We start from the raw sequence: 12,040 nt of genomic DNA, 5'->3' as shown, positions 1-12,040 counted from the left end.
CAAAGCCACCGGTTTTCCGGTGGCTTTGTTTCTTTCATTCTCATGGAAAAGAGAGGATTCACATATGTATTTTGATCACAGCGCCACAACAAAGCCAGACGAACGGGTTCTTCAGACCTTTATGGACGCTTCCGTTTCTTATTTCGCGAACCCGGCTTCATTACATATGGAAGGAAAACGTACGGAAAAATTATTGGAACGTGCACGCGCTCAAATTCTTGCGGCAATTGGACTGGATTTGACGGAAGGGATATTCACGTCTGGAGGAACGGAAGCGAATAATCTTGCGATACTGGGCTTTGTATACGCCAATCAGCATAAAGGACGCCATCTGATCACGAGCAGTATCGAACATCCATCAGTGCTGCGCGTATTTCAGCAGCTGGAACAGCAGCATTTCACAGTTGACTACTTGCCTGCAGACGAAGAAGGAAAGGTGTCGCCAGCTGATGTAAAGGCTGCATTAAGACGTGACACGATACTTGTCAGCATTATGCATGTCAATAATGAAATCGGAACGGTTCAGCCGATCGAACAGTTCGCACAAATCATTCATTCATCCTCACGGGCAATGTTTCATTCGGACTGTGTGCAGAGTTTTGGTAAGCTGCTGCCCGGTAATTTTTCGGACGGGCCTGATCTTGTCACGTTATCAGCCCATAAAATTTATGGCATAAAGAACAGCGGCTTTTTAGCTTATCGGCAAAATATCCGGCTGCAGCCGATAGTGTTCGGCGGCGGGCAGGAACAGGAACTGCGCAGCGGCACAGTATCCGTACCTCATGCGGCATCGCTTGCAAAAGCTGCACGTCTGATCGCGGAAGAAGCGGATATGCAGCAGTTCAGCCAATGGCGAACGGATCTGATTCAATTCTTTTCGACTTTCGAGGAATGTAGAGTATTGGCTCCGCAGGCAGGTGCACCCTACATCCTGTCGGTTGCATTTGCGCACATTACCGGAGAAGTCGCGATCAATTTCCTGCAGGAACGCGGTATTATTGTGTCGACATCCAGCGCTTGTTCTTCAAAAAATTCGAGTGTCAGTCATGTGATTGAAGCCATACAGGTTCCGGCCGATTATGCAAAAGGTGTAATCCGGATCAGTTTCGGCAAAGATCAGACAACAGAAGAAATTGAACAATTGAAAGAAGCGGTTCGTCAATTAATCGGACTGCTGAGAAAAGGAGTGGGAAAATGAACTGGAATACTATTTTGATCCGATATGGTGAAATGTCGTTAAAAGGAAAAAATAAAAGTAAATTTGTCCGCAAACTGAAAGAGAATATAAAAGCTGCATTGTCTGAACTGACTACATTGACGATGCGTGCAGAACGGGACCGAATGTTTATTTATACAGAAAAACCGGAGGAGCTGGAACGGGCAATTGAGATCCTGCCGAACGTTTTCGGCATTCAGTCGTTCAGCCCGATAGCGATTTGCGAGCCGACACTTGAAGCGATTAAAGAAACATCGCTAAAGGTGATGGGCAAGACGGAAACAGCCGGTAAAACATTTAAAGTGGATGTCAAGCGTACGGATAAACGTTTTCCGCTCAACACAGGTGAAATACAGCAGGAGCTCGGCGGACATGTCCTGCGCTCATTCCCTGAGTTAATTGTACAAATGAAAAAACCTGAGATTTTACTGTATATTGAAATTCAGCAATCAGCAGCCTATATTTCATCACATGTCTATAAAGGAGCCGGCGGGATGCCGGTCGGTTCTAACGGTCATTCACTGCTGCTGCTGTCGGGAGGAATTGACAGTCCGGTGGCAGGTTATCTGATGATGAAACGCGGTGTGTCATTTGATGCCATTCACTTCGCGAGCCCGCCGTTCACAAGCGATTTAGCAAAGCAAAAAGTAGAAGACATCATAAGACAGCTGAATACATTCGGCGCGGATATCCGTTTGCATGTTATTCCGTTTACTGATTTGCAGCAGACAATTGTTAAGCAAGTGCCCAGCAATTTATCGATGACTACGACCAGACGAATGATGATGAAAGTGGCGGATCAGGTGCGTAAAGACACCCATTCACTCGGTTTGATTACTGGGGAGAGTCTGGGTCAGGTAGCAAGCCAGACGCTGGAAAGCTTGACTGCGATCAATGAAGTCACTGCTACACCAATTCTGCGTCCGCTCATCGCGATGGACAAACTGGATATCATCCGGATTGCTGAAAAAATCGGAACGTATGACATATCCATTCGGCCGTACGACGATTGCTGCACGGTATTTACACCTCCAAGCAATAAAACAAAACCGCAAATCGATAAAGTCGTCTATTACGAAAGCTTCCAGGAGTTCGATGATATGGTGGCACAAGCCGCAAATCAGCGCATCACCACCATTCCAAGCAGACAGACGGAAGAAGATTTCGACGGCCTGCTGTAAGAAGAAATTTCCTGTCACCTTCCTTGCATGATATTTTGAGAAGTGGCCATTCTAATGTCACAAGGAGGTGAACGACATGCCAAACAACAACAGCGGCAACTCAAACCAATTGTTAGTTCCAGGAGTACAGCAGGCGCTAAACCAAATGAAAGAAGAAATTGCTTCTGAATTTGGAGTACAACTTGGACCAGACTCCACATCGCGTGCCAACGGATCCGTCGGCGGAGAAATCACAAAGCGATTAGTGCGTCAGGCTCAATCTCAAATGAATGGTTACACAAAGTAAGTAAAATGTAAGACATGGGATGCCTTCAGAAGCTGAAAAACTTCTGAAAGCATCCTTTTTGATTTGAAAAAGCTGCAAAATGCATACAGATTCTTGTCTCTATCCGCTTTTTTAATGCGCGAGACAGTTCGGTGTAGTCTGTGAAAAGCACGTTATCGTATACGTTTTTAAACAGTATATTGGAAAAAAGTATATAAAGTTTTGAATTATTGTCTTTCTATTTGTATACTTATACTATTACGAAAAAGGGGGAATGAATATGAACCGTGAAGACCTGCTTGCGCCGGCTCGCTATAATATTGTTTCGGAGTTCGAAAAATATGCTACGGGTGATGGCAGACAAGCAATAATTTATGTAAATGAGCAAAATCAAAAACAAGAGGTAACATACGATGAACTCATCCGGGCGGCGAACCGAACAGCCAACGTGCTGACAGAGAACGGCCTGAAACAAGGTGATGTAGTATTAGTGATGGTACCGCGCATGATTGAAGCATATGTTACATATATCGGCGCGCTAAAAGCAGGACTTGTTGTAATCCCTAGTTCAGAAATGCTGCGTTCCTCCGATATTGAATACCGAATCGAGCATAGTAATGCAAAAGCAATTATTGCATACGATGCATTCACCGATCAGCTGGAACACGTAGACAATATAGATAAAGTGAATATCTATATTATCGGTGAGGCAAAAGAAGGCGAAATTTCTTTGACAGAACAAGAAAAAAACGCGCCTTCTGAATTTGCGGCCCGTGATACTGCCAGTGACGATACTGCGTTTTTATCGTATACGTCGGGTACAACAGGCAAACCAAAAGGTGTTGTGCATACACATGGATGGGGATACGCACACTTACGTACCGCTGCGCCGAACTGGCTGGGCATTGCGGAACGTGACATTGTCTGGGCTACAGCAGCTCCCGGCTGGCAAAAATGGATTTGGTCACCGTTTTTATCCGTTCTCGGAAGCGGCGCGACAGGATTTGTCTACAGCGGCAAGTTTGATGTAGATAAATACTTACACTTCTTGGATGAATATCAAATCAACGTTCTATGCTGTACTCCGACTGAATATCGTTTTATGGCCAAAGCGGAAAACTTGAATAACTTCTCACTGGCTTCTGTTAAAAGTGCAGTATCTGCCGGCGAACCGTTAAACCGGGAAGTCATTGATATTTTCGAGAAACAGTTTTCACTCACTGTGCGCGACGGCTACGGACAGACAGAAAATACCCTGCTGGTCGGCACGATGATTGGAATGACACCGCGTCCAGGCTCTATGGGGAAGCCGACGCCCGGCAATATTGTGGAAGTGATTACCGATGAAGGAACAGTAGCGGGGGTTGATGAAGTAGGCGATATTGCAGTCCACAAATCAACACCGGCACTTTTTAAAGAGTACTTAAATGACTCTGAACGGACGAAGATGCAATTTAGAGGCGATTATTATATTACAGGCGACCGTGCGAAAAAAGATGCGGAAGGCTATTTTTGGTTTGAAGGACGAGGCGATGATATCATCATCAGCTCGGGTTACACAATTGGGCCTTTCGAAGTGGAAGATGCGCTGATCAAACATCCGGCAGTCCGTGAATGTGCGGTTGTGGCGAGTCCTGATCCAGAACGCGGAAATGTTGTGAAAGCGTTTGTTGTATTGCGTGACGAGGCGGCAGACTCTACTGAAAAAATGGTGAAAGACTTGCAGGATCACGTCAAACAATTGACGGCACCTTATAAATATCCGCGGAAGATTGAGTTTTTACAAGAGTTGCCGAAGACTTCTTCCGGAAAGATTATGCGTGTTGAATTGCGTAAAAAAGAACAAAATCAGTAATTTGATAGATTGGCTGCAATGAAAAAAGGACTGCCAAAAGTCGTTTTTATCCGACGATTGGATAGTCCTTTTAGCTTTTAATCAAAAAAACGTGCGCTGAACTTTTTCGAAGAATGAGTTGTCTGAAAGCTTGGCTGTACGGATGACTTTCTTGCTCAGCATCGCTTCCACCTTTTCAACTTGTTTAATGCCAAGCGCTTCGTTGTCGGCAGCGATCGACGGGAATTCATTGCCTTCCTGCTGAATGCTGAGAGTCAATTGACGCTGATTGCTTAAAATAAAGGAAGCGCCAAGTGTGCGGTAACGGTTATTGTTTACAGATGCGAGCTCAGTCACCTGGAAACTTTGAAGCAGCGGGTCAATCACCGCGCCTTTTACGGACTTATTGTACGCCGTGCTGCCTGTAGGCGTCGAAATGATCATGCCGTCACCTAAAAAGGTTTCGAATAGCAAATCGTCGATGTAAATATCCATGACGAATGTGCGGATGATCGTGGAGCGGATACTGAATTCATTCAGACAATAAAAAGGTTTATGCCCGTTAATTTTCACTTCCAGTAAAGGGTAATGACGTTCTTTAATAGTTGATTGCCGTAATGTTTGTATCAGCGGGCGAATATCATCATATTGGAAATCGCAATATACGCCGTGCGGACCTTTTATAGAAAGTCCCAGGTAAATGCAGTCCTGACGGAAATCAGTCTTGCGCACTGCCTGAAGGAAAGTTCCGTCACTGCCGATACTGATAACAACATTTGCTTCTGTATGATTGTCTGTCAGTACAAAACCTTCCTTTTGCAGCTGTTTTCCAACAAAACTTTTTTTATGGACGGTATCTTCGTCCAGCCGGCTAAACAGAAATATCACGTATTCCGAAGTCATTTGAATCGTCTCCTTTTTCAGTTAATAGACCAAGTGTAGCATGAATGAAACATTAGGACGATGAGGAACGTACAGTAATATGTGGACAAAGGAGGAAATTATTTATGAATGCAAAAAGATGGATTGCCGTTGCTGTTGCGGCGACATTGATTATTGTGTCCGTTGGGATCAATATGATGTCATGGGTCTTTACGAGAGACTGGAACAGTTTCGTCAATGAAATCAATGTAATGGAAAAGCAGGTGCAGGAAACAATCGTGGAGGAAGGAAGTTCCAGTGAACGCATCGCGGTATTAACGGTGGATGGCGTTATTCAGGACACAGGTGAAGCGTCTATATTCAGCGGAGCGGAGTACAATCACCGCCAATTTATGACGCAATTGAATGAATTGGCAAATGACGACACCGTGAAAGGGATTGTACTTTCAGTGAATTCCCCAGGCGGCGGTGTGCTGGAATCTTCCGATATCTATGATGCGCTGACAGAAATTCAGTCAGCGAAAAAAATTCCGGTGTATGCGGCGATGGGCGGCATGGCGGCTTCAGGAGGCTATTATATTTCCGCTCCGGCAGACAAGATATATGTTCATCCTGAAACATTAACCGGTTCAATTGGAGTCATCATGCAGTCTGTCAATTATGGAAAACTGGCGGAAAAATACGGAGTCGATTTCCCGACGATTAAATCAGGTCCATATAAAGATATGATGAGTCCTACACGGGAAATGAAATCTGAAGAACGTGCCATGCTGCAAGAAATGATTGATGACTCGTATCAGCGTTTCGTCGACATTATTGTAGAAGGGCGCGGCATGAAAGAAGCAGCGGTGCGCAAAGTAGCCGATGGGCGCGTCATGAATGGCCGTCAAGCAATTGAAGCAGGGCTTGCTGATGATTATGGAAAGCTGCCCCTTGTCATTTCTCAAATGAAAGAAGACTATCATTTGGAGAAAGCGGAAGTGTTTGAGTATGGAACACCTACAAATTTAACCGCATTGCTTTCCATGAAAGCCCATGATGTATTCAGTGGAGATGCAGAGTCACAAATCATGAAAAAGCTGCTGACTGATAATCACGCGCCGCGCATGATGTATTTATATGGTGAGTAAGGAGGAGGACATGAACATGATGAACGAACTGCCGGATACAGATCAAACAGTGCAGATGGAACAGAGACTCATACCTAAATACGCTGGATTCTGGATCAGACTATGGGCATTTTTACTTGATATGCTAGTTATTTCGGCGATAAGCGGCATCTTTGTCAAGCCGGTGTTTCGCGTGCTCGATATAGCCATTACCAAGCCATCCGCCTTTTTATTCAGCCCGTATAAAGTGACGGCACTTGTTTTACTGCTGCTGTATTTTATGTTGATGACGAAGTTTGCGGGGCAGACGATAGGAAAGATGGTCATGGGAATCCGTGTCATGACAGCGGACGGACGCAAGCCAGGCTGGAGCGCTATTCTGTTCAGAGAAGGCTTCGGACGTTTTATTTCACAAATGTTATGGATTCCTTATTTGCTCGTTTTGTTCCTGCCGAAAAAGATGGCGCTTCATGACTTGTTTGCGGATACAGTCGTTGTTCATGAACGCACATTTGAAAGAGTGGAAGTTCAGAAGATGATACATCCTGAACAACATCAGTTGCAAGAAGACCCTACCGTTTAGTACACTATCGTAAAAGGAGTGGTTAGTTATGGTACAAGTCACATTCAAAAATAATCCGATTCATCTTCTGGGCTCAGAAGTAAAAGTAGGTGATCAGGCACCGGATTTTACAGTGCTTGCGAATGATTTGAATCCTGTCACATTAGATGATTCGAAAGGCAAAGTACGCTTGATCAGTGTAGTGCCTTCTGTCGACACGGGTGTATGCTCTATTCAAACGAAGCGCTTTAACGATGAAGCGAATTCCCTTGGCAATGATGTGGAAGTCATGACGGTTTCATGCGACCTTCCTTTTGCTCAAGCGCGCTGGAAGGAAGAAGAAAAGGTAGAAAATGTACACCTTTATTCTGATCACCGCGACCTGTCATTCGGAAAAGCATTCGGTACGGCAATTGAAGAATTGCGTTTATTGACTCGTTCAATCTTTGTAGTTGACCGCGATGATAACGTAACGTATGTAGAGTATGTCAGTGAAGCAACTGATCATCCGGATTACGATGCAGCCATCAAAGCAGTTAAAGAATTGATGTAAACAACGAACCCACCTGGACGATAGGTGGGTTTCTTATTGGGGGAATAACGAATGAACAATACAGAAAAAATATTTGCGTATTATGACCAGCATGCTGAATCAACGGATGGTCTGTATTTGGATGCCGTATTGGAAGCGAGTGAAAAATGGCTTGATCATCCGTCCGCGGTTGAATTGCAGAATCCCGAAAAAGAAGAAATCCGAAAAGGTATTCAGCTGGCTCTGCTTAAAGGAATGAAACAATCAGCCCAGGCCCATCATCAGATGACTCCAGACACGATTGGTTTTCTGATCGGCTATGTAATTAATAAATTACTCGATGGCAAACAGCCGGTTACGTTTTTGGATCCTGCCGCCGGAACAGGAAATCTCTTATTTACAGTTCTTAATCAATACAAAGGAGCCGCATCTGCAAGTGCGGTGGAAATCGATGATGTATTAATTCAAATTGCAGCAGCGACTGCCAATTTGCTGGAGCTTCCGGTGTCTTTCTATTTGCAGGATGCACTCCGCCCGCTGCCGATTGATTTGGTCGATGCGGTAGTCAGTGATATTCCGGTCGGGTATTATCCTGACGATGAAGTTGCTATGGAGTATGAGCTCATGCCGGCGGAAGGCCATGCGTTTTCCCATTACTTGTATATCGAGCAGTCCATGCGCTATGTGAAGCCGGGCGGTTACGGATTATTTATCGTCCCGTCAAGGCTGCTGAGCGCGGAAGGTGCAGAACCAATTCTGAACTTTGTTAAAGACCATAAGCTGTTAAGAGGTTTGCTGGAATTGCCTGAATCCCTGTTTTCTGATCAGCGTTTCGCAAAAAGTATTTTACTGCTACAGCAGCCGCCACATGAACAATTTATTATGCCGGATGTACTGCTTGCTAAAATTCCGGAGCTCGGAAATGCCGCGGCAATGCAGAGGTTCTTCAGTAAATTGAATGACTGGATGGAAGCGGAAGGGGAGTGACTGAGTCGTCGCTCTTCCTTCTTTTTTTTCTTGTCAAAAATTAATCACAGATCAGCGGCATGATTTTCATGAATTCAATTGCTTTTAAAATTGTTAGATACTATAATAACTTCAAACGTTATACGACGTAATCATAGTAAGGGGTGGGTATTTTTGCCGAAAATTTTGTCGATAAATGCCGGAAGTTCTTCTTTGAAGTTCCAATTGATCGAAATGACGACAGAAAAAGAGATTACCAAGGGGTTATTTGAGAGAATCGGTCTAGAGAATTCCGTTTTCTCCATGGCAACAGATGAAAAGAAAATCGAAAAAGTTTTGGATATTGCGAATCACTCTGCAGCCGTCACTATGCTGCTGGAGCAATTGCTCAGTGAAGGGGTTGTTTCATCCTATGATGAGATTGACGGGCTTGGTCACCGCGTAGTTCATGGGGGAGAACTATATAGTGACTCCGTTTTGATCACGGATGAAGTAATTGGAAAATTGGAAGAGATTTCAAGATTCGCACCGCTGCATAATCCGGCAAATATTGTCGGAATCAAAGCATTTAAGAAAGCATTGCCAAATACACCGGCAGTTGCAATTTTCGATACAGCGTTCCATCAGACTATGCCTGAAAAGTCGTTTTTATATGCACTGCCATACGAATATTACGAAAATTATGGCATCCGTAAATACGGTTTCCATGGCACAAGCCATAAATACGTAACAGAGCGTGCTGCCAAAATTTTGAACAGACCGCTTGAAGATACACGGCTAATTTCTTGCCACCTCGGCAACGGCGCAAGTATTGCAGCTGTTAAAGGCGGCAAGTCAGTAGACACGTCAATGGGCTTCACACCGTTGGCGGGCGTCATTATGGGTACTCGATCAGGGAATATCGACCCGGCGCTAATTCCGTACATAATGGAATGTACAGAACAGTCAGCTGAAGAAGTAGTCAATGTATTGAATAAAAAATCAGGGCTGCTCGGCCTTTGCGGATTCTCCAGTGATTTGCGTGATATCACGGAAGCTGCAGAGCAAGGAAACGAACGCGCACAATTAGCGCTTGATGTCTTCACTGACCGTATTCACCAGCATATCGGACAATATGCTGCAGGAATGGGCGGTGTCGACGCGATTATCTTTACAGCTGGAATCGGTGAGAATAGCGCAATTGTGCGGGAGAAGGTTATGAACGGCCTGGAATTTATGGGTGTTTACTTCGATCCAAGCCTTAACAATATCCGCGGCGAAGAAGCGTATATCAGCTTCCCGCATTCACCGGTAAAAGTACTAATTATCCCGACAAACGAAGAAATCATGTTAGCACGCGATACCGTTCGAATTGCAGGTATACCTGTAGAATCGCTGGAAGTCGCAGCAGAATAACCGTATGTCCCGCTTGTCAGAACTTCTGACGGGCGGGACATATTTAATGAATGCGTAAATTGTATTGATACGGCACGTGCGGCTTCATAACGGATCGACAGACTGCGGCTGCATGAGTGCACACGAAAAAACTGTCGCAGAAAATCGTTAGCCACGATTTTCTGGACAGCCTTTGAAAACTATCAGTCCTGAAGGTGTTCAGGTGTGCGTACGACGAGTACATCGCATTTCGCGGAGCGAACGATATTCTCGGAAACACTTCCAATCAAGAAGCGTTCTACACGGTTCAGACCTGTAGCACCACAGATAATTAAATCTGCCTTGAGCTTTTTCGCAATATCCCGCGGGATCAATGTTTTAGGGGAACCATATTCCACATGGACCTGAACATTTGTAATGCCTGCCTGTGCAGCTTCTGAGCTGTAGTCCTGCAGCAGTTCTTCAGCATATTTTTGCGCACGCTCTGCAATGGAACGGTCGTAAGCTTCCACCGCTGCGTAAGAACGCGTATCAATAATATTGATCAAGTGAAGAGTTGCGTCGTTACGATCTGCAATTGCAATCGCTTTTTTGAAAGCCCATTTTGCCTCATCTGAACCATCCACAGCTACGATGATATTTTTGTACGTAAGTGCCATAGTACCACTCCATCCTTAAAGTTAAATTGATTCTACACTGTACATATTCTTCATAGTTGAAGAGAATCCTTCTTTTTTGTCGAAATTATTTTATAAAATTGTATAAACAAAAAACATTTATGAAACATAGAAAAAAAGAGGTAAAATCTTTTATATTCTGATAAGATTAAATTGTCATTAATCGACAAAAAGAAGATCGACGTGAAACGAACTTTCATTTTAGGAGGATTTTGCATGCGTATAGGTGTTCCAAAAGAAATTAAAAACAATGAAAACCGAGTGGCAATAGCCCCTGCAAGTGTATTGACATTAAAAAATGCCGGACATGAAGTATTAATTGAAACAGGTGCGGGTATAGGGTCAAGTTTCAAGGACGAGGAGTATGCGGAAGCAGGTGCGACGATTGTCAATACTGCCGCTGAAGCATGGGGAGCAGAGATGGTTCTGAAAGTAAAAGAGCCGGACGCTTCAGAATATCAGTATTTCCGTGAAGGGCTCATCTTATTTGCGTATTTACATTTAGCGCCGGAACTGAAACTGACACAAGCGCTGCTTGAAAATAAAGTGACTGCAATCGCTTATGAAACCGTTCAACTGCCAAGCGGCGGATTGCCTTTATTGGCGCCGATGAGCGAAGTTGCAGGCCGTATGGCAACACAGATCGGTGCACAGTACTTGGAAAAGACAAGAGGCGGAAAAGGCATTTTGCTTGCCGGAGTACCTGGCGTATCCCGCGGAAAAATCACAATTATCGGCGGCGGCCAGGCAGGCACGAACGCAGCGCGCGTTGCCATCGGAATCGGCGCACATGTAACTATTTTGGATTTGTCAGTAGAACGTGTGCGTCAGCTTGATGAGATTTTCGGGGAACACATTCAAACACTGGTATCGAACCCGTATAATATTGCACACGCAGTAAAAGATGCAGACCTGGTCATCGGCTGTGTGCTGATTCCAGGTGCAAAAGCGCCGACACTTGTAACGGAAGAAATGGTTAAATCGATGAGCCCGGGCTCTGTACTGATCGACATCGCAATTGACCAGGGCGGAATTTTCGAAACATCCGACCGCGTCACAACGCATGATGACCCGACCTATACAAAACATGGCATCATCCATTACGCAGTCGCCAATATGCCGGGGGCAGTTCCACAGACATCCACTATGGCACTGACCAACGTAACTATTCCTTACGCACTTCAAATTGCCAATAAAGGCGTCAAAAAAGCATGTATGGACAATGAAGCACTGCGAAAAGGAATAAACACACTGGCCGGACACATCACCTATCAGGCAGTGGCAGAAGCGCAGGAATTAGAACATGTTCAAGTAGAAAAAGCATTGGAAACGATCTGATTTTCCATAAGAAAAGACCGCTGCACTCAGCAGCGGCCACAGACTGAAGATGACCCTTGCAGGGATTCGTCTTCAGTCTTTTTCTTTTAACGTACAGCGAGACG

General features: G+C 44.7%; 12 protein-coding genes. 10 read left to right on the top strand and 2 right to left on the bottom strand.

Annotated features, from left to right (window positions below; translation table 11 throughout):
- The first annotated feature begins 64 nt into the window (after positions 1-64).
- From SporoP33_RS02395 to mbcS, 4 genes are all read left to right on the top strand, one after another.
- Positions 65-1,198, top strand: coding sequence for a cysteine desulfurase family protein (locus tag SporoP33_RS02395; RefSeq protein ID WP_081242265.1), 1,134 nt, complete (start codon positions 65-67; stop codon positions 1,196-1,198).
- Complete coding sequence (thiI, locus tag SporoP33_RS02390) at positions 1,195-2,397, top strand: tRNA uracil 4-sulfurtransferase ThiI (protein ID WP_081242264.1); 1,203 nt, start codon at positions 1,195-1,197, stop codon at positions 2,395-2,397. Before SporoP33_RS02395 ends, thiI begins: the two co-directional genes overlap by 4 nt.
- A gap of 76 nt (positions 2,398-2,473) precedes the next feature.
- A complete protein-coding gene (locus SporoP33_RS02385) occupies positions 2,474-2,683 on the top strand; it encodes an alpha/beta-type small acid-soluble spore protein (RefSeq protein ID WP_081242263.1) in 210 nt (69 codons plus the stop codon).
- 259 nt (positions 2,684-2,942) lie between these two features.
- Positions 2,943-4,517, top strand: a complete 1,575-nt coding sequence (gene mbcS / locus SporoP33_RS02380) for an acyl-CoA synthetase MbcS (protein WP_081242262.1) — start codon at positions 2,943-2,945, stop codon at positions 4,515-4,517.
- 81 nt (positions 4,518-4,598) lie between these two features.
- On the opposite strand, the gene SporoP33_RS02375 is transcribed toward mbcS, so the two are convergent.
- Positions 4,599-5,399, bottom strand: a complete 801-nt coding sequence (locus tag SporoP33_RS02375) for an NAD kinase (protein WP_081242261.1) — start codon at positions 5,397-5,399, stop codon at positions 4,599-4,601.
- A 104-nt stretch (positions 5,400-5,503) separates the two neighbouring features.
- Here SporoP33_RS02375 and sppA point away from each other — a divergent pair, with 104 nt between their 5' ends.
- From sppA to SporoP33_RS02350, 5 genes are all read left to right on the top strand, one after another.
- Positions 5,504-6,508 carry a signal peptide peptidase SppA gene (gene sppA / locus SporoP33_RS02370; protein ID WP_081242260.1) on the top strand — a complete coding sequence of 335 codons (1,005 nt, stop codon included), beginning with the start codon at positions 5,504-5,506 and terminating at the stop codon, positions 6,506-6,508.
- A gap of 16 nt (positions 6,509-6,524) precedes the next feature.
- A complete protein-coding gene (locus SporoP33_RS02365) occupies positions 6,525-7,070 on the top strand; it encodes an RDD family protein (protein WP_231293283.1) in 546 nt (181 codons plus the stop codon).
- A 28-nt stretch (positions 7,071-7,098) separates the two neighbouring features.
- Complete coding sequence (gene tpx, locus SporoP33_RS02360; RefSeq protein WP_081242258.1) at positions 7,099-7,602, top strand: thiol peroxidase; 504 nt, start codon at positions 7,099-7,101, stop codon at positions 7,600-7,602.
- 51 nt (positions 7,603-7,653) lie between these two features.
- Positions 7,654-8,568, top strand: coding sequence for a class I SAM-dependent methyltransferase (locus SporoP33_RS02355; protein WP_081242257.1), 915 nt, complete (start codon positions 7,654-7,656; stop codon positions 8,566-8,568).
- Positions 8,569-8,721: 153 nt separating this feature from the next.
- Positions 8,722-9,942 (top strand): acetate kinase, encoded by a 1,221-nt coding sequence (locus tag SporoP33_RS02350; RefSeq protein WP_081242256.1) that lies wholly within the window; start codon positions 8,722-8,724, stop codon positions 9,940-9,942.
- 182 nt (positions 9,943-10,124) lie between these two features.
- Here the strand turns inward: SporoP33_RS02350 and SporoP33_RS02345 are convergent, their stop codons facing one another.
- Complete coding sequence (locus SporoP33_RS02345) at positions 10,125-10,580, bottom strand: universal stress protein (RefSeq protein WP_081242255.1); 456 nt, start codon at positions 10,578-10,580, stop codon at positions 10,125-10,127.
- A 234-nt stretch (positions 10,581-10,814) separates the two neighbouring features.
- Here SporoP33_RS02345 and ald point away from each other — a divergent pair, with 234 nt between their 5' ends.
- Positions 10,815-11,936 carry an alanine dehydrogenase gene (gene ald / locus SporoP33_RS02340; protein ID WP_081242254.1) on the top strand — a complete coding sequence of 374 codons (1,122 nt, stop codon included), beginning with the start codon at positions 10,815-10,817 and terminating at the stop codon, positions 11,934-11,936.
- Positions 11,937-12,040 lie beyond the last annotated feature (104 nt).

This window comes from Sporosarcina sp. P33 (assembly GCF_002077155.1).
Lineage (GTDB): Bacteria > Bacillota > Bacilli > Bacillales_A > Planococcaceae > Sporosarcina.
The sequence above is the reverse complement of the archived record's forward strand: the minus strand, read 5'-3'. Positions and strand labels throughout refer to the sequence as shown.

Excerpts from the sequence above, each read along its gene's own strand:
- SporoP33_RS02365 (WP_231293283.1), top strand. The coding sequence starts at position 6,525 with ATGATGAACGAACTGCCGGATACAGATCAAACAGTGCAGATGGAACAG.
- sppA (WP_081242260.1), top strand. The coding sequence starts at position 5,504 with ATGAATGCAAAAAGATGGATTGCCGTTGCTGTTGCGGCGACATTGATT.
- ald (WP_081242254.1), top strand. The coding sequence starts at position 10,815 with ATGCGTATAGGTGTTCCAAAAGAAATTAAAAACAATGAAAACCGAGTG.
- mbcS (WP_081242262.1), top strand. The coding sequence starts at position 2,943 with ATGAACCGTGAAGACCTGCTTGCGCCGGCTCGCTATAATATTGTTTCG.
- thiI (WP_081242264.1), top strand. The coding sequence starts at position 1,195 with ATGAACTGGAATACTATTTTGATCCGATATGGTGAAATGTCGTTAAAA.
- SporoP33_RS02375 (WP_081242261.1), bottom strand. The coding sequence starts at position 5,399 with ATGACTTCGGAATACGTGATATTTCTGTTTAGCCGGCTGGACGAAGAT.
- SporoP33_RS02355 (WP_081242257.1), top strand. The coding sequence starts at position 7,654 with ATGAACAATACAGAAAAAATATTTGCGTATTATGACCAGCATGCTGAA.
- tpx (WP_081242258.1), top strand. The coding sequence starts at position 7,099 with ATGGTACAAGTCACATTCAAAAATAATCCGATTCATCTTCTGGGCTCA.
- SporoP33_RS02395 (WP_081242265.1), top strand. The coding sequence starts at position 65 with ATGTATTTTGATCACAGCGCCACAACAAAGCCAGACGAACGGGTTCTT.
- SporoP33_RS02385 (WP_081242263.1), top strand. The coding sequence starts at position 2,474 with ATGCCAAACAACAACAGCGGCAACTCAAACCAATTGTTAGTTCCAGGA.
- SporoP33_RS02345 (WP_081242255.1), bottom strand. The coding sequence starts at position 10,580 with ATGGCACTTACGTACAAAAATATCATCGTAGCTGTGGATGGTTCAGAT.